Source organism: Acinetobacter gyllenbergii CIP 110306 = MTCC 11365 (assembly GCF_000413855.1).
Taxonomy (GTDB): Bacteria; Pseudomonadota; Gammaproteobacteria; order Pseudomonadales; family Moraxellaceae; genus Acinetobacter; species Acinetobacter gyllenbergii.
In genome coordinates this window covers 85,217-108,105 of sequence record NZ_ATGG01000013.1, presented here as the reverse complement: position 1 = coordinate 108,105, position 22,889 = coordinate 85,217, and the positions used below count along the sequence as shown (strand labels likewise).

The 22,889-nt window shown below is 40.0% G+C and carries 25 protein-coding genes; 14 read left to right on the top strand and 11 right to left on the bottom strand.

All coding sequences use genetic code 11. The annotated features are described in order from the left end of the window. Positions 1-94 precede the first annotated feature (94 nt). Positions 95-307: a cold-shock protein gene (locus tag F957_RS11610; protein ID WP_004653893.1), complete on the bottom strand. Its 213-nt coding sequence runs from the start codon at positions 305-307 to the stop codon at positions 95-97. Between the two features lie 357 nt (positions 308-664). Between F957_RS11610 and F957_RS0120540 the strand changes: the two genes are divergently transcribed. The 5 genes from F957_RS0120540 to F957_RS11630 all read left to right on the top strand — a co-directional run bounded on the left by F957_RS0120540 (position 665) and on the right by F957_RS11630 (position 3,394). Next, positions 665-904 (top strand): sulfurtransferase TusA family protein, encoded by a 240-nt coding sequence (locus F957_RS0120540; protein WP_032860420.1) that lies wholly within the window; start codon positions 665-667, stop codon positions 902-904. Positions 905-1,035: 131 nt separating this feature from the next. Continuing rightward, a complete protein-coding gene (gene rpoH, locus F957_RS11615) occupies positions 1,036-1,905 on the top strand; it encodes an RNA polymerase sigma factor RpoH (RefSeq protein ID WP_004653896.1) in 870 nt (289 codons plus the stop codon). Positions 1,906-2,012: 107 nt separating this feature from the next. Next, on the top strand, positions 2,013-2,378 hold the full coding sequence (locus F957_RS11620; RefSeq protein ID WP_016660309.1) for a DUF423 domain-containing protein: 366 nt from the start codon (positions 2,013-2,015) through the stop codon (positions 2,376-2,378). 9 nt (positions 2,379-2,387) lie between these two features. After that, positions 2,388-2,585, top strand: a complete 198-nt coding sequence (gene thiS, locus F957_RS11625; protein ID WP_004911577.1) for a sulfur carrier protein ThiS — start codon at positions 2,388-2,390, stop codon at positions 2,583-2,585. 23 nt (positions 2,586-2,608) lie between these two features. Further along, positions 2,609-3,394 (top strand): thiazole synthase, encoded by a 786-nt coding sequence (locus tag F957_RS11630; protein WP_004653899.1) that lies wholly within the window; start codon positions 2,609-2,611, stop codon positions 3,392-3,394. A gap of 54 nt (positions 3,395-3,448) precedes the next feature. Here the strand turns inward: F957_RS11630 and F957_RS11635 are convergent, their stop codons facing one another. The 4 genes from F957_RS11635 to yaaA are packed head-to-tail and all read right to left on the bottom strand — an operon-like array spanning position 3,449 to position 5,628. Then, on the bottom strand, positions 3,449-3,904 hold the full coding sequence (locus F957_RS11635) for an NUDIX hydrolase (protein ID WP_016660308.1): 456 nt from the start codon (positions 3,902-3,904) through the stop codon (positions 3,449-3,451). 29 nt (positions 3,905-3,933) lie between these two features. Then, positions 3,934-4,551: an HD domain-containing protein gene (locus F957_RS11640; RefSeq protein ID WP_016539874.1), complete on the bottom strand. Its 618-nt coding sequence runs from the start codon at positions 4,549-4,551 to the stop codon at positions 3,934-3,936. A gap of 9 nt (positions 4,552-4,560) precedes the next feature. Next, positions 4,561-4,824, bottom strand: coding sequence for a hypothetical protein (locus tag F957_RS11645; protein WP_016539873.1), 264 nt, complete (start codon positions 4,822-4,824; stop codon positions 4,561-4,563). A gap of 21 nt (positions 4,825-4,845) precedes the next feature. After that, positions 4,846-5,628 (bottom strand): peroxide stress protein YaaA, encoded by a 783-nt coding sequence (gene yaaA, locus F957_RS11650; protein ID WP_016539872.1) that lies wholly within the window; start codon positions 5,626-5,628, stop codon positions 4,846-4,848. A 125-nt stretch (positions 5,629-5,753) separates the two neighbouring features. On the opposite strand from yaaA, the gene F957_RS11655 reads away from it, so the two are divergent. Then, a complete protein-coding gene (locus F957_RS11655; protein WP_016539871.1) occupies positions 5,754-6,383 on the top strand; it encodes an alpha/beta hydrolase in 630 nt (209 codons plus the stop codon). 93 nt (positions 6,384-6,476) lie between these two features. Next, on the top strand, positions 6,477-7,547 hold the full coding sequence (locus F957_RS11660; RefSeq protein WP_016539870.1) for a DUF2157 domain-containing protein: 1,071 nt from the start codon (positions 6,477-6,479) through the stop codon (positions 7,545-7,547). Here F957_RS11660 and rtcR read toward each other — a convergent pair whose 3' ends face one another. Together rtcR and F957_RS11670 are read right to left on the bottom strand one after the other, a co-directional pair. Continuing rightward, on the bottom strand, positions 7,548-9,143 hold the full coding sequence (gene rtcR / locus F957_RS11665; RefSeq protein WP_016539869.1) for an RNA repair transcriptional activator RtcR: 1,596 nt from the start codon (positions 9,141-9,143) through the stop codon (positions 7,548-7,550). After that, positions 9,140-9,463 carry a hypothetical protein gene (locus F957_RS11670; protein ID WP_016539868.1) on the bottom strand — a complete coding sequence of 108 codons (324 nt, stop codon included), beginning with the start codon at positions 9,461-9,463 and terminating at the stop codon, positions 9,140-9,142. The genes rtcR and F957_RS11670 overlap by 4 nt, the downstream gene beginning before the upstream one ends. Positions 9,464-9,576: 113 nt before the next feature. Here F957_RS11670 and F957_RS11675 point away from each other — a divergent pair, with 113 nt between their 5' ends. Both F957_RS11675 and F957_RS11680 read left to right on the top strand, forming a co-directional pair. Beyond that, on the top strand, positions 9,577-10,539 hold the full coding sequence (locus tag F957_RS11675; protein WP_016539867.1) for a ribonuclease Z: 963 nt from the start codon (positions 9,577-9,579) through the stop codon (positions 10,537-10,539). Positions 10,540-10,794: 255 nt separating this feature from the next. Then, complete coding sequence (locus F957_RS11680; protein WP_016539866.1) at positions 10,795-12,408, top strand: TROVE domain-containing protein; 1,614 nt, start codon at positions 10,795-10,797, stop codon at positions 12,406-12,408. A gap of 908 nt (positions 12,409-13,316) precedes the next feature. Here F957_RS11680 and F957_RS21880 read toward each other — a convergent pair. Next, positions 13,317-13,619 (bottom strand): hypothetical protein, encoded by a 303-nt coding sequence (locus F957_RS21880; RefSeq protein ID WP_081401617.1) that lies wholly within the window; start codon positions 13,617-13,619, stop codon positions 13,317-13,319. Positions 13,620-14,142: 523 nt separating this feature from the next. On the opposite strand from F957_RS21880, the gene F957_RS11685 reads away from it, so the two are divergent. From F957_RS11685 to F957_RS11705, 5 genes are all read left to right on the top strand, one after another. After that, positions 14,143-15,414: an RtcB family protein gene (locus tag F957_RS11685; protein WP_016539865.1), complete on the top strand. Its 1,272-nt coding sequence runs from the start codon at positions 14,143-14,145 to the stop codon at positions 15,412-15,414. A 29-nt stretch (positions 15,415-15,443) separates the two neighbouring features. Further along, a complete protein-coding gene (locus F957_RS11690) occupies positions 15,444-16,001 on the top strand; it encodes a hypothetical protein (RefSeq protein ID WP_016539864.1) in 558 nt (185 codons plus the stop codon). 27 nt (positions 16,002-16,028) lie between these two features. Further along, positions 16,029-16,487: a DIP1984 family protein gene (locus F957_RS11695; RefSeq protein WP_016539863.1), complete on the top strand. Its 459-nt coding sequence runs from the start codon at positions 16,029-16,031 to the stop codon at positions 16,485-16,487. Between the two features lie 258 nt (positions 16,488-16,745). Then, on the top strand, positions 16,746-17,795 hold the full coding sequence (gene rtcA, locus F957_RS11700) for an RNA 3'-terminal phosphate cyclase (protein WP_016539862.1): 1,050 nt from the start codon (positions 16,746-16,748) through the stop codon (positions 17,793-17,795). A gap of 12 nt (positions 17,796-17,807) precedes the next feature. After that, positions 17,808-18,377 carry an RNA 2'-phosphotransferase gene (locus F957_RS11705; RefSeq protein ID WP_016539861.1) on the top strand — a complete coding sequence of 190 codons (570 nt, stop codon included), beginning with the start codon at positions 17,808-17,810 and terminating at the stop codon, positions 18,375-18,377. An 18-nt stretch (positions 18,378-18,395) separates the two neighbouring features. Here F957_RS11705 and F957_RS11710 read toward each other — a convergent pair whose 3' ends face one another. From F957_RS11710 to F957_RS11720, 3 genes are all read right to left on the bottom strand, one after another. Beyond that, a complete protein-coding gene (locus tag F957_RS11710) occupies positions 18,396-19,856 on the bottom strand; it encodes an aminoacyl-histidine dipeptidase (RefSeq protein ID WP_016660307.1) in 1,461 nt (486 codons plus the stop codon). 103 nt (positions 19,857-19,959) lie between these two features. After that, positions 19,960-20,343, bottom strand: coding sequence for a hypothetical protein (locus F957_RS11715; RefSeq protein ID WP_004653914.1), 384 nt, complete (start codon positions 20,341-20,343; stop codon positions 19,960-19,962). Between the two features lie 290 nt (positions 20,344-20,633). Then, positions 20,634-22,883, bottom strand: coding sequence for a bifunctional prephenate dehydrogenase/3-phosphoshikimate 1-carboxyvinyltransferase (locus tag F957_RS11720; protein WP_016539859.1), 2,250 nt, complete (start codon positions 22,881-22,883; stop codon positions 20,634-20,636). Positions 22,884-22,889: the final 6 nt, after the last annotated feature.

The window sequence follows — 22,889 nt, the reverse complement described above, 5'->3', positions numbered from 1 at the left end:
CAACGACCAAAAGAAAGTCGCTATTATAAACCATAAAAAACAAAAACGCCCCAAATTACATTGGAGCGTTTTTATATTGCGTTAAGGCAACAAATTAGTCTAAAGGCTGAACGTTTTCAGCTTGGAAACCTTTTTGTCCTTGAACAACACTGAATTCTACGCGTTGGCCGTCACGTAAAGAACGGTGGCCATCACCCATAATTGCGCGGAAATGAACAAATACGTCATCACCACCATTACGCTGAATAAAACCAAAGCCTTTAGTGTCGTTAAACCACTTTACTACGCCTTGTTCACGAGCTGTCATAAGTCAATCCTCAGATATTGAAAGATAAGGACCTTCCGGTGTTGCAAACAGCAGAGCCAACAAGGTTTTAAAATATTTATAATTTTAAAGCTTGTAATCATTCTGTAAAACTATCAACAATTTCCGGTTACATCCATTTGTTATAGAGTTTAAAACAATTAAATTGCATTAAACAACTTTCTAAAACGCATCGAGCTTATCATGGGTTTATCACAATTAATAGAAGTTTTTTTAGTTATTAAGGATATTTCTATCTGTTTTTTTCAATAATTTAGCTAATTTTTTAATGAAATTTTCCTCTCAAAAATTACGCAAAAATTTGTTAAGATAATTCTGAATAAAGTGATTTAAATGAATATGACCGACACACCCGATACTCTCATCATTATTGATGCCTTAGGGCAACCTTGCCCCATGCCTTTGCTCATGCTAAAGCGCGCACTAAAGAAAGCCAACGGCATACAACAATATCTATTGAAATCTTCTGACCCGCACAGTGAAATTGATGTAACACGATATTGCCAAATTCAGCAACTTCAATGCCAGACACAAAAAATTTCAGACAATGAATTTCACTATTTAATTGAATCTATGTGATTCTTTGCTAAACTCTTGGTAAAGATAAAATAGTTAACTTTACATTTCTATACTCAAATTTCCTTAGTGATGAATAACATTCGCATTAAGATGAAATTGTTGACTTAAATACCATCCTATAAGGAGACTCCATGACTACTGACAGCAGCAATCAATTGATGCCCCTGTCATTGTCTGCGCCAGGCGTAAACCTTGGTGCATATATCAGTACTGTCAATCAAATTCCAATTCTAACGGCCGAGCAGGAAAAAGAACTTGCTGAGCGTTATTATTATGACCAAGATCTTGATGCTGCCAAACTATTGGTAATGTCACACCTACGCTTTGTGGTACATATTGCACGTAGCTATGCAGGTTACGGATTGCCACAAGGCGATCTCATTCAAGAAGGTAACCTTGGATTAATGAAAGCGGTCAAACGCTTCGATCCAAATATGGGTGTTCGCTTAGTTTCTTTTGCAGTGCACTGGATTAAAGCCGAAATACATGAATATGTGATTCGTAACTGGCGTATTGTCAAAATCGCAACGACCAAGGCACAACGTAAATTATTCTTTAACTTACGTAGCCTTAAAAAATCAAGCAAACGACTCACTTTGGAAGAAGCGAAATCAATTGCCAATGATTTGAATGTCACACCAGAGCAAGTACTCGAAATGGAAGGTCGCTTAACCGCTTATGATGCTGCTTTTGAAGCTCAAGGCGATGACGATGACGATACACCCCATACAGCACCTGCACTGTATCTCGAGGACAATCGTTACGATCCTGCTCGATTAGTTGAAGAAGAAGACTACGAAGAACAAAGCACCACTGCCTTGCATGAGGCAATGGATCAGCTAGATGATCGTTCACGGAATATTTTACAACGTCGCTGGTTAGATGATGACAAATCAACCTTGCATGAACTGGCTGCAGAATATAATGTTTCCGCAGAACGTATTCGCCAGCTTGAAAAAAATGCAATGGAAAAGATCAAAACTGCGATGTCTGCAAGTTAAAATCAAACCAAACACAAGGGCTTTAATGCCCTTTTGTTTTATCTGGCTTTGTTTAAGCCCTCGAATATGTTAACTTTGTTCATCAAATTTCCAGTTCCATTGCCATTATGTGGATAGCTATCTCGGCGCTTAACCTTGCGCTTGCAGTTATGTTGGGTGCTTTCGGTGCTCATGGACTCAAATCATTTGCAACCCCAGAGCAACTCGCTTGGTGGGGAACAGCAACTCAATACTTTTTCTATCATGGGCTCGGCTTACTGATTTTAGGTGTTTTGCATAAAACCACAGCAACATTCCCAATAAAAATTCCTTTTATTTTGATGCAAATTGGTATCATCTTTTTCTGCGGTTCGTTATACATTATGGCGCTCGGCCTACCTCGAATCTTAGGTGCGATTACACCGATTGGCGGTGCGTTTATGATAGCGGGCTGGCTGTTACTCGCATGGCAAGCAATCAAGCATGCGAAATAAGGATTGATCATGCACATCTATTTAAATGGCGAGTCAACAGACACGTCTTGTGAAAATCTACAGCAATTGATTCAAAGCTTAGCCTTAGAAGGCAAACGCTTTGCTGTAGAGAAGAACCAACAGATTATTCCGAAAAGTAGACTTGAGCAAACAACAATTGCTCCTGAAGATCGTATTGAAATTATTCAAGCTGTTGGTGGCGGCTAATCGGCTAAAAATGGAGTAAGCCCATGCAAGATTCCCCTTTAATTGTTGGTTCACGTACTTTCCAATCACGTTTATTGGTCGGAACTGGTAAATATAAAGATCTCAATGAAACTGATTTAGCCATTCAAGCCAGTGGTGCTGAAATTGTCACCGTTGCAATTCGTCGTGTAAACATTGGTCAGCATGCCGATCAACCAAATCTGCTTTCTGTGATTCCACCTGAGAAATACACAATCCTGCCAAATACCGCAGGTTGCTTTGATGCAGATAGCGCGATTCGGACTTGTATGCTAGCCCGTGAACTGCTTGATGGTCACAATTTGGTGAAGTTAGAAGTGCTCGGTGATGAAAAAACTTTATATCCAAATGTCACTGCAACGCTTAAAGCAGCACAAACCTTGATTGACGATGGCTTTGAAATCATGGTTTATACCTCAGATGACCCTATTGTTGCTCAAGAACTTGAAAGTATGGGTTGTGTTGCGATCATGCCTTTGGGTAGCTTAATTGGTTCTGGTCTCGGTATTCTCAATCCACACACCATTTCAATCATCAAAGAAAATGCCAAAGTTCCCGTGTTAGTTGATGCTGGTGTTGGTACTGCCAGTGATGCGGCGATTGCAATGGAATTGGGTTGCGACGGCGTATTAATGAATACAGCGATTGCAGCTGCGCAAAATCCAATTTTAATGGCTTCAGCCATGAAGAAAGCGGTTGAAGCAGGTCGTGAAGCATTTTTAGCAGGTCGTATGCCACGTAAGCGTATGGCGAATGCGAGCTCACCTGAAACAGGTTATTTCTTTAAGTAAGAAAAGAAAGATTAAAAGGAGCTTTTGAGCTCCTTTTTTAATGCGATGATGATTTTATCTTGACTCGAGATTAATGAGATGAACAACATGCTCACTTGATCGTAAAGCAAGGTCACTTAAAACATCTGGCTTTAGCAGTTTGATCTCACTCTTTGGCATCCATGAAATCACTTGAGCAGCATTAGAGTCATCAACATAACTAGCTTTTGTGTGGATATGACCTTTATAAATATAAAGAAACTCATGGAAATGTCGACCGATGACGGAATCATAGAAAAAGTTTTCAACGACCGCGAAAAGCACAGGTGAATTAAAATCTTCTCCGGTTTCCTCCAATACTTCTCGCTGGACCCCTTCTAAAGTAGTTTCTGAAAACTTTAATCGCCCTCCGACCAAAGAGATGCTTCCATCTGGAAATGTAGAAACCAAAATTTGGTCTTCGTGTTCTATCCAAGCAGCCACACGGATATTAAGCTTCCCCTCAGCTATCTCTAATGTTAAATCTTTCACTTATTACTCAAAGGCTTCGTTTTAATTATTTATTCTATTATATTCTTTAAATTCCCTTTCGCCCTTTGCTCAAAATTCTGTTGGAAATATTCAGTTTGATACAGCGGTTCTGTCTGATAAAAATGCGCTAGGACTTCTTTTCTTTTAATCAAATAGACATCTGGATCAACCCAAGCGTATTCCTGCTGAATCTGCTGTTCATACTCCGTAAAACGCTCTGGCGAAGCCGCTAGAATCGCCAAATCAATATCCAGTAAAAACTGTAAATCCAACTCATCTGTCGATGCATGCTTTTGCGTGGCAACAATCCACCGCTTTATCTTTTGAACAATATCGTTTGGTAAATCTTGAGCCAAATACTGCTCGAACAGCTCAGCACTTTTCAACTCGTTATCTTTCGCTTGCGGATCATAAACTGCATCATGGAACCAGAGCGCCAATGCAACTGCATGCCCATCATTTAAATCAGCTCGAATCGTGTCAAATAAAGCCAAACATTCATACAAATGCTGCAGCGTATGATAAGCCCGCTGCTTTTCACTGTAGGCAGCAATCAACTTATTAAAAACTTTCTGCGGTTCAGAAAAATAATAATGCTGCTGCAGCTCAAACCATGATTTTTCTAATGAAGTTAAATATTGTGGCATTGCTCATCCTCATTGGATTTCTTTATTCAGCCACTTTGCCAATGATTCAGCATCTTTACGCTCTAAAAAAAGCTGATACAAGGTACAGGAACCAAACTCATGTTTCAGTTCCTGTTGGCGCATAGGATGATTACCAAATCGGAATCGTCGAGTACCATCTCGATCAAGCGGCAATGCATACACCCCATAACTTCGAGGTTCTGTCAAATGCCCTTTGACTTTAACTCGATCAGACGATATCGCATGTTTTAATAAATGTTCTTTGGTTAACATCCCACCCTGCCTAGGGCAAAACTAAGCTGCGTGTTGTTCATCTCGCTTAAAGACCAATTCTTTATTCGATGAACTTTCAGCATCAAAGTAATACCCTTCACTATCAAATGCTTTTAATTGTTCTACTTGGCTTAATTTATTTTCAATCAAGTATCTTGCCATCAGACCACGCGCTTTTTTCGCATAGAAACTAATGACTTTATATTTTCCGTTCTTCTGATCCAAGAATACAGGCTTGATAATTTCTGCCTGAATTTTCTTTTCATTCACAGATTTATAATATTCGTCAGAAGCTAAATTTACCAATACTTTTGCATCAATTTCAGCTAAATCGTGGTTAATTTGATCGGTGATAATACTGCCCCAAAATTCATATAGATTATGGCCACGGGTATTTTTCAATTTAGTCCCCATTTCCAAACGGTACGGCATCATCAAATCCAACGGACGCAATAAACCATACAGACCAGACAGCATACGTAAATGCTGTTGGGCAAAATCAATATCTTGGTCTTTTAGATAATAAGCATCTAAACCAGTATACACATCCCCTTTAAATGCAAACAAGGCTTGACGTGCATTGGAAAAATCAAAATCAGCATTCCAGTCACGAAAACGCTCTACATTTAAATTGGCGATTTTCTCGCTTACTGTCATCAAGGATGCGATTTCAGTTGCCGAAAGTTTACGACATACATCAATCAACTGTTGAGATTGTGCCAATAAACGTGGCTGAGTGTGCGTATCTGTAGGTAAGGCTGTGGTGTAATCAAGTGTTTTAGCAGGAGAAATTAAAGCAAGCATAATCAATCAAAAATAAATTTATCTTAGTGAAACTATAACAGTTGATAATTTTTAATGCCAATTCGTGTTCTCGTTCAGTTTTATCGGTAAAATAGTGGATTCTTCCATTATCCATTGCGTATCTTATGTCTGAGCAATTATTCATCCAAGGTCCTGTTGGTCAAATCGAAATGTTTGTTGATCAACCCCAAGGTGAAATCACAGGTTTTGCTGTCGTCTGCCACCCACATCCTTTACAAGGTGGTACACCTCATCACAAGGTCCCTGTTTTATTGGCTCAGATTTTCAATGAAATGGGCTGTATTGTGTATCGTCCAAGTTTTCGTGGTTTAGCTGGGAGTGAAGGCACACATGACCAAGGACACGGCGAGACTGATGACATCATGGCTGTGATTAAATATGCCCGTGAAAAGCATGCAGGTTTAACCTTCTACGCAGGTGGCTTTAGCTTTGGTTCACATGTACTGGCAAAATGCCAAGCACAACTCAGCGATGAATTACGTCCTAAACAGTTGGTATTATGTGGCTTACCTACAGGCTCTGTGGTTGATTTGCGTCATTATAAAACCCCTGCAATTGACGGCGACATTCTCTTTGTTCATGGTGAGCAGGATGATATTACCCTGCTCTCAGATATGATCGCGTGGGCAAAACCACAAAAACATCCGATCACAATTTTGCCAGGCGCCAATCATTTCTTTACAGGTTATCTAAAACAGTTGCGCCAAGTCATTGCTCGTTTTTTAAAACTGTAGACTTAACAACAAATTACTAAGAAAAATATACGTGTTTTGAATCCAATGTCTGTTATATCAGTATAGATATACAGACATTCGGGTTCTTTCATAATGAAATTAAATAAAAAACAGGGACTTTTTTTAAAGCAAACCATTGAGCAATGGCAACAACAAGGCACGATTACGCCCGATGTTGCCAATGATTTAAATCAAAGTTTTTCGATTCGGCCTTTTGACTGGGAACGTTTAGCAAAATACTCATTCTGGATTTCAATGATTTGTGCCGTAATTGCCATTGCTGCAATTACCGCCGATAAATTTTTAATGGAATTGATTGAAAAAATCTTTATTGATTCCAAAATCATTCCTTGTTTGATTTTTGCTGTGGTTGCAGCAACCTTTTATGGCTTTGCCTATCATCGACGCAAAACCAAACCGCTGCATCAATTTAGCAATGAAGCGATTATTTTTGCAGGCGTGCTCTCTACCGCAGCGTCTGTCGCCTATTTTGGCCAAGCCATCGATACTGGTAGTGGACATTTCTCTTTATTATTTCTGCTCTCCACCATCATTTATGCGGCACTTGCCTTCTGGTTCCCTTCTAAACTGATCTGGGTGTTTTCGCTGCTATCACTCGGCTCATGGTTTGGGACGGAAACAGGCTATATGTCAGGTTGGGGTGCTTATTATCTTGGGATGAACTTTCCTTTACGCTTTGTCTTGTTTGGTGGCGCACTGATTGGTCTAAGCTTGCTGTTTAAACGTTATGCGCATTTTAAAGACTTTGCACATTCAACTTATGTCATGGGCCTACTCTACCTGTTTATTGCCTTATGGATCCTCTCGATCTTTGGCAATTATGGGGATTTGAGTAGTTGGTATAGCGTTAAACAATATGAGCTGTTGCATTGGGGTGTTTTATTCGCGTTTATTGCCATCATCGCGATTGTCTATGGTTTAAAACATGATGATGCCACCTCACGTGGTTTTGGTATCACCTTCTTATTTATTAACCTCTACACCAAGTATTTTGAGTTCTTCTGGAATGGCATGCACAAAGCCATTTTCTTTATCTTGCTCGCTGTTTCGTTCTGGTGGATTGGCCGGCATGCCGAAAAGCTCTGGAACTTAGAATTTCTACCTAACCAACCCCAAATAAAGAAAAACCATCCAGTTGAATGATTACTGAAAATCCCCCCAACTTAAGCCAAACCGAGCCAAATACTTTTTGACTCGGTCACTGTCATTGGTGGTATTACGTTGTTGGCGTGAAGCTGCAAACAATTGACGTCCAGCATCCGCCATCGACTTGGCATTTTCACAGACTTGCAGCACCCCACGCAGTTGAATCTGATCAAACTCATCGATCTCGCTCAACTGCGCTTGATCTAAATACTTGAGTAGAACATCCTTTTTCTTAAATTCACTTTGTGTGGTTTGAATCGACCACAACTGCTTTAAACGCTGAATCTCTTTTTCGACTGTTTCTGAACGGATCAGCTCACCACTGGATAATGTCGCTAATCGCGTCACGCTGGCAGTTAAATCACGGAAATTGCCTTGCCATAATGCTTCTTTAGACTTGGCAAATTTCAAATACACATCGAGTGCATCACGTTGAAAGCGTAATTGGCGTTGCTGATTTGCCGCGAAGCGTTGCAACTCAAATTCAATATTCGGAGCAATATCTTCAATTCGATCTTTAAGATTGGGTAAAAAGAAAGTCCATGTATTCAATCGCGCCCATAAATCCTCTCGGAAACGACCTGCCTGCACTTCAGTTCTTAGATCTCGATTTGTTCCTGCAATCAGCTGGAAATCTGCCTGAACCTCTTTGTCACTTCCGACAGGAAAAAAGGATTTATCCTCCAACGCCTTGAGCAGCATCGCTTGCTCATCTAGCCCAAGCTCCCCAATTTCATCCAAAAACAAAATCCCCTGATCGGCACTTTTTAATAGACCTGTCCGCGAAGCCGCTGCACCTGTAAATGCTCCTTTGACATGACCAAACAAACTCGACATGGCACTGTCACCACGTAAGGTCGCACAGTTGACATCAATAAAGCGGCCATTCAAATGAAACTTATCTTTCTTTAATTGAAAGATTTGTTTGGCTAAATGCGATTTTCCAACCCCTGTTGCACCCATAATCAAAATCGGTGCGCTGGAACGTGTTGCCACCAATTCAACTTCAGTGATCAGTTGATTAAATTCAGGGTTATAAGTTGAAATATTGGCTTTTAGTTGCTGCCAGTTTTGTTGTTGTTCATCTTCAAAACGCTGCTTGAGAACATCATAGCGAGACAAATCCAGATCAATGATACGATATTCACCTTCTGGTGTTTTTTGTTGATTGGGTGCACTTTGAATCAGCTTGGCAGGCAAATAATTGGCATCGACTAATAGATACCAACAGATTTGACCAACGTGTGTGCCTGTCGTGATATGCAAAAGATAGTTATTTTTTTCAATATCAAATGGATAGGTTTTTACAAAGTCATACAGCGCACCATAGACCTCGGCAAAATCCCAAGGATCACGGATACTCACTCGCTGACCTGACACGGTAGTCGATGGCGACACATCCTGCACATCTTCAGCAATAAATTTAACTAAATTATGATGTTGTCGATCATGCAAGAGTACCAATTCATCCACAATCAAATCTTCATGCATCAGAAGGCTCAAAGTCGGACGCCAGCGTTGCCATCGATCAGGACGCTTTCCTTGATCTAAAGTAGAACCTACAAAGCCAATCACAACGGTTTTTTTATTCATTTAAATCTATCATGTTGAATATTTAAAATAGCTTGATATTTCCCTGATTCAGGAAGAAAAGCCTTAAACTGATTATTTCCAATACCTATCCATAATCGCCCACATTGCGTACATTCATACATATCTGCAGAATATCGTATAAACCTATCTATAAACTGCTCAGAAAATGTCTGTTTATGATTTAAAGGCGTATTCATCGTGTCGTCAACTGCATCATAAAAATCAAATAAATCAACATCAGTAATAAAAGAAGCTTTGTATGGAATTTGATCTGTCTGATCAACAATCACATGACCACATACACATCCTAGTTTACTCATTTGAGGCTATGCCCTTAAATCTTTTTATTGATCTTATGATCTTTGCACATCATTTTCTATAAAATTTTATAGTTTCATATACAATAACCTTTTCATTAAAAAATACCAACAAGATGCTTCATTTTACTTTTTTAGGCACATCATCTGGTGTACCCACACTGACACGCAACGTTTCTGGTTTGGCCATCCGCAACAGCAAGAATAAAGACTGGATATTGGTCGATGCTGGCGAAGGCACACAGCATCGCATTCAACAGGCCAAACTTTCATTACAAAACTTAATCGCGATCTGCATTAGCCATGTTCACGGCGATCACTGTTATGGCCTAGTTGGCTTACTTGCAAGTGCAGGTATGAATGCCCGTACTGCACCTTTAACCATTATTGCTCCCAAAGAAATTCAACAATGGATTGCAGTCACAGCACAACTGACCGATTTACATTTACCTTACCCACTCCACTTTATTGAAGTAAATGAAGCGACCCAGATACAGCAACTGACGGATAATCTTTCAATTCAAGCTCACCCACTCAGTCATCGTGTACCCAGTTTCGCATTTAGTATGATTGTGCAATACACTCAAAAAAAATTAGATACGCAGGCTTTAATTCAACTCGGCGTACCAAAAGGAAAAGCTTGGGGCGATTTACAACAAGGTCTGGACATTCAATTTAATGGACAAACTTTAAAAGCAGCCGATTTTACCCAGTTACAGATACAACGCGCACATGCCATCGTCGGCGGCGATAATGACTGTCCTGAATTATTGGCACAGGCTTGCGAAGATGCTCAACTTTTGATTCACGAAAGCACCTACACGCAAGCCGCTTTAGATAAAGTCGGTTCAGGCCCAATGCATAGTTCAGCAAAGATGGTTGCAGAATTCGCTCAGCAACAAGGCCTAAGCAATCTAATCCTGACGCACTTTAGTCCAAGACATCAAGATAATGCTGGACAGCAAGCCATTGCAGAGGAAGTGCAAGCTTTCTATCAAGGAAACTTCTATTTAGCCCATGATTTCGATCAATTTAGCTTAGATGAGACAGGTCAACTTTCAAAAATCGACAAATCCTAATAGATCCCCTGATATATGATCTATCAATAAAATCTCAGCACAGATTATATATCTTTTAAAATATTAATATATCCCAAAAGATATATTAATATCAATAATATCAACAATACATATACTCCAGAAAAATATTTAAAATTTAATTTTATTTAATTATCAATACTTTAAAAAATTTATAGTTGGTTTTTAAAAAGTTGGCACAGTCACTGCAATAACACATCCAAGAGACAACAACTTAAAATTCATAGAGGATGGGTCATGGTAAACCAGACAATTTTTGCCTCTCAGGCAACTAAAAAACAATTGATCAACAATGAAGCTGGCGGTCGTGCATTTCAACTAAATCACCGTCAAGCCTTAGCTCAACTTGCAGCAACAGGTACGTTGAATCACACCTTTTATCAAACGGCACAAATGCAGTTGGATCAGGTATTGGTACTAACACAAGATATTGATGCAGAATTTATTGCTAAAACGGCAGTTTATACCCGCCAAAATAACTACATGAAAGACATGCCTGTTTTATTATTGGCCATTTTATCACAACGTGATCAAACCTTATTTAAAGCAGTCTTTCCATTGGTGATTGATAATGGCAAACAGTTGCGTAATTTTGTACAAATCATGCGTTCAGGTGTGGTACAACGCAAATCTTTGGGTAGCTTGCCAAAGAAAATGATCAATCAATGGTTGATCAATGCCAATGAAAATCAATTGTTGGCAGCTAATATTGGCAATCAACCTTCTTTAGCAGATGTATTAAAAATGACTCACCCAAAGCCTAAAGATGTCGCTCAGGAGGCATTCTTTGCTTATGTGTTAGGTAAAAAATACGAGCTTGAGCAGTTGCCTACCAAAGTTCAAGCCTTAGAAAAATTCCGTCAAGGTTTAAGCCAAGATGTTCCTGACTTGCCAATGCAACTTCTCACCAATTTACAGCTTTCAGCACAACAATGGGCTGAGATTGCTAAAAATGGAGGTTGGCAGATGTTAAGAATGAACTTGAATACTTTTGCTCGTCATGGTGTATTTCAAATCGAAGGCATGGATGAAATCATTGCAAATAAATTACAAGATCAGGATATGATTCGCAAAAGCCGAGTTTTGCCCTATCAATTAATGACAACTTGGTCGGCATTGGATGATGCTGTCCCTCAAGTTGTACAGCAGTCTTTGGAACAGGTGATGCAAGCCGCTTTACAAAATGTGCCTCGCCTCACTGGTCGTGTGATGGTTGCGGTTGATGTTTCAGGCTCAATGGCAAGCCCTGTGACAGGCTATCGCAAAGGTGCAACATCAGTATTACGTTGTGTCGATGTGGCATCGTTATTTGCCTGTGCGTTAAAGCAAGTAAATCCTGACATTGAAATTATGCCGTTTGATACACAACTTCATTCATTGAATATTGTGGAAAATGAATCTGATCAAGCAAGCTTATTTGGTCGATTAAAACAGGTTTTCACAGGTGGTAAAACACGCTCTATTTTTGAAGTCGCCAAACAATTTGCTGCGCTTGGTGGCGGTGGAACGGATTGCAGCATTCCATTAAATCGACTCAATCGAGATCAGGCAGCTGTCGATTTGATGATTTATTTTTCAGACAATGAGTCTTGGGCTGACCAGTTACGAACACGCCATAAAACAGGCATGTTGTATGAATGGGATATTTTAAAACAACGCTGCCCAGAAGCAAAATTGGTCTGCGTAGATTTACAGCCTTATACACACACTCAAGTACCTGAACGTACTGATGTGATGAATATTGGTGGTTTTAGTGACCATGTATTTACGCTGATTGATTTATTTTCGCAGGGTAAAATGCACGCTGATCACTGGATCAATGAAATTGAACAAAGCAAATTACCGACTTGATTGGTCAGGTCTGTAAATAGGGTAAATGCTTTAGGAACTACATCTTTCCAATGTTTTTGTTTCTATACTCAACTTGCTACCCTATAATCAAAATTGCACAAATGCAGATGGAACTACATCACTATCCTTCCAAGATAGCTCAGTGAAAGCTGGCTCGATGTTTCATCATTATTGTTGTGCGAGGAATGGTTGTAATAAATGCCGATGGAACTACATCCTGTAGATAAAACGTTTCATTACACCTTGTTATTACAACCAACCAGTAAAATGCAGATAGGACTACATTTGTTGAGGGTTCAAGTCCCTTCAAATTGATGCAAATCAGTTTGTAGCTCAATTGGGTAGAGCCATGTATAAAAGGTCTTATCATTTTGTTTACTGGTCTATGCAAAATGCAGTCAGGACTACAATAAGGGGTTCACCGTTAGCAATAACTTGATGGTTCGAGTCCATCTTGATCGACCTCGATCAATGGCGGAAAGGGAAACGCAGTGGAAGAGTTGTCTTGGCGATTAATTGTTTGCATATTTTTTATGGTACGGCATAAAATGCGTTTAGGACTACATCCCACCCCATAAATGTGAGTAACCACTCTCATCTGCATCTACAGTGTATGCAGTCGTCTAAATTAAGACATAATGGTTTAAGTCTTAGATAATTTTGTTTATGTCGCATCATCACAAATGCCAATGGGACTACATGGTGAATGCGAAAGCATAGAGTTCAAATCTCTAATCCTTTTTTAAGGAAAGTCTCATTATTTTTGTTGTGATGATCCTCTTTAATCTCAATCAAATGCGATAAGCACTACATAGCAAAATCGTGCGTAGTTGTATATCTATTTTTATAGATAAGGCAGCTAAGGAAAAGAAGTGTTTATCCTCCTTGTTGATTGAGATCCCCCCTCCTTATGGAATATCAGGCGAAAAGAAATCAAATATTTTTCGTATTAGGCGAACTGGTAAGGTGATGATCCGATAAATAAGTTCAATAGAAATATCGATCAAATCGAACCAATCCCAAGCATCACTTCTACCACCTCGGTTTTCTCGCTTTGGTTTCACCCAATAAGCAAATAGGAAACAAACAGTACTTAGCGCAAGAAATACGAGATTAAAATCCTCCAACAGGAATTGCACAACACAAAATACCCCTGCAACAAATAAAATAATCGAGACTAAATAACGAAAAGATCCATAAGATTTAGCAATTTATTGATGTTTTGTTATGTTTATAGCATGACCTTAAACAAAGACATACTCACATCTAAACCAGACAACAGATTTTCATCTGAAATATATCAAACAGCACCCCATCTATTTACTAAAGCAGCAATATAGAATTCAAATGAGAAATGACGACGCTGGATATCAAATAGAAACCAGCATTTCTCTCCTAAATCATGCACTCATCAATACCTTATGACAACAAATTGCAAACGAGCTAAAATTCGCTCGAAAAATTAAGAATTTTTATAAATTTAAAATATCTTTTAAGATATAAAAATATCTAAAATAATAGCAAATTTATTAAACTATATACCAAAAACAATCCAAAGAATCTAAGAAAAATAAAATATTTTATTTATTATCAATAAAATAAGATATTTTAATAGATGCATTTAAAAAGTTGGCACAGTCGCTGCAATAGTATAAGCACACAATATCATTGGGATCTTGTGAATATCACCTGCCTGCAAACGCTTGGCAGGCAGGCTTTGAAAGGAAAATGAAAATGTCTGTCGTTGAACAAATCAACCAACAAGCTCAATTTGAACAAGAACAGCAACAACGCGCCTATCAGGTTCTACAAAATGGCAAAAGTATGCCTGTGAAAATGTGGACCAATGGCGTACTAGTCGATGAAAACTCAAAACAACAATTGCTGCAAACCGCACAAATGCCCTTTATTTATAAATGGATGGCGGTGATGCCAGACGTTCACTTTGGCCTAGGTGCAACTATCGGAAGTGTGATTCCCACCAAAGGTGCGATTATCCCTGCTGCCGTAGGTGTCGATATCGGCTGTGGAATGATGGCGACACGTACCAACTTAACCGCGTCGGATTTACCCGATAACCTATATGCTTTACGTACTGAGCTTGAGCGCTTGATTCCACATGGAATGACCAAAGGCCGTGGACGAGATAAAGGTTCTTGGGAAACGCCACCTGAAATGGTCGATCAAGCTTGGGCTGATTTAGTTGCAGATTTTGAGTTCATCTGTGCGAAGCATCCTCGCCTAAAAAATACCAATAACCGTAAGCAGTTGGGAACTTTAGGAACAGGAAATCACTTTGTAGAAATCTGTTTAGATGAACACGATCATGTTTGGATTATGTTGCACTCAGGTTCACGTGGTGTGGGTAATGCCATCGGTAATCATTTTATCGAGCTGGCACGTAAAGATATGCAAAAGCACTTTATTAACTTACCCAATAAAGATCTGGCCTATTTAGTTGAAGGTACTGAGCATTTTGATGATTACTGGTTTGCTGTGGGTTGGGCACAACGCTTTGCCATGAAAAACCGTGAAATCATGATGCAGTCTGCGATTAAAGCTTTAGCAACAATTATTCCAAAGCCATTCCAAGCACGATTAGAAGCCGTGAATTGCCACCATAATTATGTGGAAAAGGAAGAACATTATGGCGAAGAAGTGATGGTGACCCGTAAAGGTGCTGTACGTGCACGTTTAGGAGAATATGGAATTATCCCAGGTTCCATGGGTGCCAAATCCTTTATTGTTCGTGGACTTGGAAATCAGGAGTCGTTCTGTTCATGTTCGCATGGTGCAGGTCGTGTAATGAGCCGTGCTGAAGCAAAACGACGTTTTACCGTGGAAGATCAGATTGCGCAGACTGAAGGTGTGGAATGTCGTAAAGATGCTGCTGTAATTGATGAAATTCCATCGGCCTATAAACCGATTGAAGATGTGATGAAAGCTCAACAGGATTTGGTTGAAGTGGTGTATACATTAAGACAAGTGGTTTGTGTTAAGGGTTAAATACCTAAGCATAAGCAGAAGGTGAACATATGTTTGTCCAATTAAATCATTTGAAGAGCAAAGAATTACAATCTGATCTTGATGCCATACACGTCGTATTTGAAGTTTCTTTGTTTGATATCGTAGATCAAACAGAATCTTCGAATACACTCGCTATTCATCAACAGATGCTATTGAATTGTGAACATTTAGCAATAGAAAAAGAATTGGACTTAAACACTTTAATCATTGAGAAATTAGATAGCACTCTTGTAGATATTGATAGTTTAGACAAACCTAATTTATTCTCTGGACATAATTGGTTTTTGAACTTGTTAGAGTCAGTCATTGATCCACCATATGGAACAACCCTTGCCCATTCTAATCGAGTCGCATTCTTCAAAAAATTCACGCAATTATGTCTTTTAACTGAAAAAGACTGTGAAATATATGATTGGGTTGGCTACCCAGGTAGTGGTCGAGATAATGATTCTGAATGGAATGATTATTTTGAACCCAGCCGAGAATGGTCGGGTAATTGGTGCTTAACCATCTATTCACCACAGCAAAATAAAGGCTGTTTACTACTTGCAAGCTCGACAGATTAAAGAATAAATTTTTTAGGAAAATAAAAGATGAAACTTGCAGAAGCACTTTTACTGCGAAGCGATCAACAAAAAAAGCTCGCTTCATTAAAACAACGGATCAACGCCAATGTATTGGTACAAGACGGCGATGAACCGAGTGAAGATCCAAATGAACTGATCAAACAGGTGTTTGCTTTAACCCAAGAAAGCAATCAATTGATTTGTCGTATTCATTTGACCAATGCACAAGCAAAATTAGAGGATGGCAAAATCCTGCTGTCCCTATTAAGCTTACGTGATAGTTATGCTGAGCAGCATAAGATTCTCATTGATGCGATTGCCAATACCCATCGTGAACCTGATCGTTATAGTTCACGCGAGATCAAATGGCAGAAGGTTATCCCTGTCTCTAGCTTGCAAAAACAAGCCGATGATATCAGCGCGAAATTACGTGATTTAAATATCAAAATTCAGGCTGCCAATTGGCAAATTGATTTAGTCGAATAAACAACAGATTTTGTGAATTGAGTTCACAATCACAGTTTGGGCATACTGGGCGAGTACAAGATCCCGCTTTACTCCGATCTGAGGGATTGAAAATAATTCAGGCGGCTATGGCAGCATGTGAGCCGTGCATCAATCTTCACAGATTAGGCTCAGCACCATGTACCGAGTAAACCTTTGCCGAAAGCAAAGTCACGCGTTACTTCGCATTACCATGTACTGACAGTATGTTCATTAAATTACAAAATAAGGAAAATAGACGTGAATAAAGCTTTGGCAAATATGCCAGCAACCATCCAGATTGATGGTTCACAAGGTGAAGGTGGTGGGCAAATTTTAAGAACCGCCCTTGCCCTTTCGATGATTACAGGTCAGGCATTTGAATTAATCAACATTCGTGCTGGGCGTAAAAAACCAGGCTTAATGCGTCAACACTTAGTCTGTGTACAGGCATCTCAACAGATTAGCCAAGCCTATATAGAAGGTGCTGAACTGCATAGCCAGCGCTTGTACTTTGCACCACAGCATGTGCAAAGTGGAAAATACCAATTTCAGATTGGTTCGGCAGGAAGTACAACACTGGTTTTGCAAACCCTGTTGCCTGCTTTGTTATTGCAAAATGACGCCAGTGAACTCACCATCACAGGTGGTACTCACAATCCGCTTGCACCAACAGCTGATTTTATTGAGCATTGCTTTTTGCCTACGCTCACAAAGCTGGGGATCGAAAGCGAATTTAAGTTAAATAAAGCAGGCTTCTTCCCAATTGGTGCAGGTGAAATTCAAATCAAGATTCAGCCATGGCTACATCGAAACAAGTTAAATCTATTAGATCGTGGCGCTTTACAAAGTACTGAGGCTTTTGCAGCGGTATTGAATCTTTCAGAAGAAGCACAAATCGCACAACGGGAATTGGCAACGTTAGATAAAAGACTAAAGCTGGATACACAGCAGCAGTTCCATTTAAATGGAATTAGCCAAGGCAATACGGCGTATGTCAAAGTTGAGCATCAACACCACTCTCAGCTATTTACTGCTTTAGGTGAAATGCGTAAAAGTGCAGAACAAATTGCCAATCATTTGGCTGAACAGGTGAAGCAATATATTGATTCCCAAGCCGTAGTAGATGAGTATTTAGCAGATCAATTGTTATTGCCTATGGCATTGGGTCAAGGCGGTGAATTTACTGCACAATGTATTAGTAAACATACCCGTACTCAGGCCACGATGATTGAAAAATTTATTGATTGTGAAATTGAATTTATTGAGGTGGATAAAACGCTATTTCAGGTCAAAGTAAACGTAGAATAGTGAATATTAAATATGAAAGAACATACTCAAATAAGCAAATTTTTAAGCCTCATATTAAGACATAAGCCTGAACAAATTGGACTTCAGCTTGATCAAGAAGGTTGGGCAAAAATTGCTGAGCTCATTGAAGCTGCGCAACAACACGACGTTCGTCTAGATGAAGCATTACTCCATGTAATCGTCGAACAAAATGATAAAAAACGCTTCCAAATCTCAGACGATGATTTGATGATCAGAGCTGTTCAAGGCCACTCAACACATACCGTACAACGGCAAATGATTGCGCTTGAGCCACCACAATATTTATTTCATGGCACAGCGAGTCGATTTATAGATTCAATTCAGACGCAAGGCCTAATCGCAGGACAGCGCCATTATGTGCATCTAAGTGAAAATAAAGAAACGGCCTTGAATGTAGGCCAACGCTACGGTAAGCCTGTACTCTTCTTAATTAACACACCGCAAATGTATAAAGATGGCTTTGAGTTTTATCAAGCAGAAAATGGTGTTTGGCTAACAATACATGTACCAACACAATATTTATCGTTGATTGATCAGACCAAGACAGGATCATTGGTCTGATCTGATTCTAAGATTCAGTTAACGCACACTTTCCAAAGCTGTCACCAATAACTCCCAACATTTCTCGACCGTATCTACTTTAACCCTCTCACCTGGCGCATGCGCCCCTTGAATATCAGGGCCAAACGATACCATCTGTAAATTCGGATAATGTTCAGCGATAATGCCACACTCCAAACCAGCATGAATCACTTTCAAGTTTGGCTCAATCTTAAATGCAGACTGATAAGCTTGTTGTAAACATTTCAATGCAGCCGAATCTGGATTTGGTGTCCAGCCCGACACTAACGGCGTTAATTCAGATTGAATCTGGAAATTGGCGAAGTGTTGTTGAATGTTTTGTGCAAATGTCACTGCTTCTTGGTTCACCATCGAACGAACCATAATCAAAGTTTTCGCTTCATCTTTTGTGAGTTTGACCACACCGATATTATTCGAGGTCTCAACCACATCGGGTAAAGCAGTACTCCACTGTGCAATACCATAAGGACACGTTGCCAAGGCCTGTAACCAAGCTTGTTGCTGCTGTAAAGTAATAACTTCGTTTATCTGATTGGCATTTTGCTGCACGGTGATCTGCAACTGCTCATCAATGCCCTGTAGCTTTTGCAGCCATTCCTCTTGTGTTGCTGCAACTGCTTTTTCTAGATCAGCCAATTGATCTATTTTAATTGCAATCGTTGTCACAGCTTCGCGTGGGATGGCATTTCGTGCTGATCCACCGACAAATTCAACCAGTCGACCATTGGATTGCGCTAAATAGTCATTGAGGAAATTGGCTAAAATCACATTGGCATTACCACGACCTAAATGAATATCAACCCCTGAATGACCACCTTTTAAACCTGATACCAACAGATCAACATAAATCAAATTTGCAGGTGCTGTTTCATATTCAAGTGGCTGTCCTACTTCTAGGTCAATACTGCCTGCACAGCCAAGATACAGCTCACCCCATTCTTCGGTATCAATATTGAAAAGCCATTGCCCAGTTAAAATGCCTGACTCAAGCAAACGAGCACCGCTCATTCCCGCTTCTTCATCAATGGTGAGCAAAACTTCAATCGGTCCGTGCGCGATATCGCTGGATTCTAATACAGCCAGCGCCAGTGCAACACCAATACCATTGTCTGCACCCAATGTGGTATTTTCAGCAACCAGCCAGCCGTCTTTTAATACAGGTTGAATGGGATCTTTAAAAAAGTCATGTTGGGTACCACGATTTGCCTGAGTCACCATATCTAAGTGTCCCTGCAAAATCACACCTGCAACGTGCTCTTTACCTGCTGTAGCGGCTTTTCGAATAATTAAATTACCAATGTCATCGACATAGGTTTCCAAGTTGCGCTGCTCTGCCCAATCTTTTAAATGTTGTCTGAGTTGTTGTTCATGTTTGGATGGTCGAGGAATCGTACATAAGGTCTCAAAATGTTGCCAAACCATTTGGGGTGATAATTTAGAAAAATCGATCTGTATCATGCACCTATACTCTCAAATAAAGCGTTTAAACCAATATACACCATACACCCAAACGGCGATGCTGTTAAATCACTTCATTTAAAATTGTATTCGCAAAATGAACTTAGCTTTTCCACACAAACTGAGAAAAACTATGTTCTGCTTTTAAGCTATTTTCGACAGCCTGAGCCAATTGGCGAATTATGCTTTGTGTTTCAATACGCTCAAACCAAGCTTGTTCTTGCTGTGGATTGGCTGAAATTTCACAGAGAATATGTCCTTCGGTATCTTGCTGTGAGCATAAGATTGAAAGCGGTAATTGATGATTATCGATACGCACTTCAATTTTTTCATGTTCATGACGAATATGTTGTGCATCAAAGCCATATTGTTCTAATTGTTTATACAGCAATGCAGCCACGTACTCTTGCGTGATATAGCATTCATTCGGTGGATGATCAACCACCCCATGTTTTGGGCAATCTGCTATAAATTGCAACGTTTTCATGCTATTCCCTCTATTTTTATGTTTTAACTCTGGATCACAGAGTAAATCCGACGCGAACGGTAAGAATTATTATATATACAATTGTCTTTAATAGATTAGCTGATTGTCTTAGTTCTATAGCTAAATTGATAAATTTAGACCCGATTAGATATGTACATCCACAAACTCAGCCTTTTTATTATTTAAGCGTTTTCGCCTTATGTTTAGCCAATTGTTTTTATGAATATGCTTATAAAAAAAGCAGCATTTAACTTAATTAATCAAGCTAAACACTGCCTTTCCAGATCAGCTTATGGATTCACAACCTGTAAATCCAAACCTGCTGTATTTGCAAGTTCGGTGAAGGTTGGGAAACTGGTTGCCACAGTTTCTGTACCATGAATGGTGATATTACCTGAAGTACGTAAACCTGCCATACTGAAACTCATGGCAATACGATGGTCATGATGTGATTCAATTTCACCGCCAGTGAAAATGGCTGACCAGTCACCAGACTTACCCTTACCTTCAATAATGATGCCATCGTCGGTTGGGGTACAGTCAATGCCCATGGTTTTTAAACCATCTGCCATCACTTGGATACGGTCAGATTCTTTAACACGTAGCTCAGCCGCACCAGTCAGAACCGTTTGGCCTTCTGCACAAGCAGCCGCTATGAATAATGCAGGGAATTCATCAATTGCTAACGGCACTTGATCTTCAGGCATATGAATGCCTTTTAGTGTACAAGAACCTTTGATATGAATATCTGCAATAGGTTCACCACCTGCAATACGTTCATTTTCTACAGTTAGATCAGCACCCATTTGCTTAAGAATTTCAATCACACCTGTACGCGTTGGATTTATCCCAACCGCTTCAAGAATGACATCTGCACCTTCAGTAATTGCAGCACCGACCATAAAAAATGCAGCAGATGAAATATCAGAAGGCACTTGAATATCAGTACCGACTAATTTGCCGCCCCCCACAAGCGAGATTTTATTGCCCTCGGTTTTCACATCATAACCAAAAGCACGCAACATACGCTCAGTATGGTCACGGGTTGGTTCTGGCTCAGTCACTGAAGTTTCACCCGCAGCCCATAAACCCGCCAATAAAATGCCTGATTTCACTTGAGCTGATGCCATTGGTAAATCGTATTGAATCCCTTTAAGGGCTTGACTACCAGCAATACTGACGGGTGGTGTACCTTTCTCACCAGTGGTTTGGATGAGTGCACCCATTTCACGAAGTGGTTTAGCAATACGTTCCATTGGACGTTTAGACAATGATGCATCACCGGTCATCACTGAATCAAACTTCTGCGCAGACAACATGCCAGATAGCAAACGCATACTGGTGCCTGAGTTACCCATATACAAAGCGCTTGCTGGCGCTTTTAAACCTTGCATGCCCACGCCATGAATAGTGACTTCACCATTCTTCGGCCCTTCGATGCTGACACCCATATCACGGAAAGCCTGCAAAGTTGCAAGTGCATCTTCCCCTTCCAAGAAGCCTGTCACATGCGTTGTGCCTTCTGCAATCGCACCAAACATAATGGAGCGATGTGACACAGATTTGTCACCCGGTACGGTGAATTTACCTGTAAACGTTTTCTTTCCCGGTAAAATGGTAAATTGCTGTGTCACCTTGTTTTTCTCCATCAAAGGTTTTTTGGCCAACATATGGTTAAAGTGCTGACGTGCTGCTTGAGCATGCCCGAGCAGCCCCATCAACGCGTGCGAATCTTCCTGTTCAATCAGTTTCTTTAAAACGGACAATTGCTGTTCAAAGCCCTCAACAGCATTCAAAATTGCAGTTTTATTGGCAAAGAAAATGTCATGCCACATCTGTGGATCACTGGCTGCAATACGCGAGAAGTCACGAAAACCTCCAGCAGCATAGCGGAAAATATCTAAATTATCTTCACGATTTGCCAGTTGTTCGACCAAATTGAATGCCATCAAATGTGGTAAATGACTGGTATGTGCCAACACTTCATCGTGTTTGGTGACATCCATACAAATCACTTCTGCTTTCGCCGCAGACCAAAGTTGAATCAGTTTTTCAACCGCCCAATCAGCACTGGTCGGAAGTGGTGTCAAAATCACTTTATGATTGACAAATAAGTCAACTTTTCCTGCATGTACACCAGTATGTTCAGCACCCGCAATCGGATGACCTGGTACAAAACCGACTGGTAGACTTTCACCAAATACTGCTTTTGCCGCTTCAACGACATTACCTTTGGTACTGCCCACATCGGTAATAATGACATTGTCTGCAAGATAAGGCTTGATCTGTTCCAGCACTTTTTGTGTCGCACGAACAGGCAATGCTAAAACAATTAAATCTGCATCCCGAACTGCTTCTTCAGGTGTTGCATAACCGTGTTGAATAAGACCGAGTGCCTTAGCATCTTCTAATGTTTTTTTTGAGCGTGTTGAAGCCACAATTTGAGCTGCAAGTTGTTCTGCCACAATCACACGAGCAAGACTCGATCCAATCAGCCCAAGCCCAATAAATGCAACTTTCTTAAATAATGGTTGAGACATAAAACA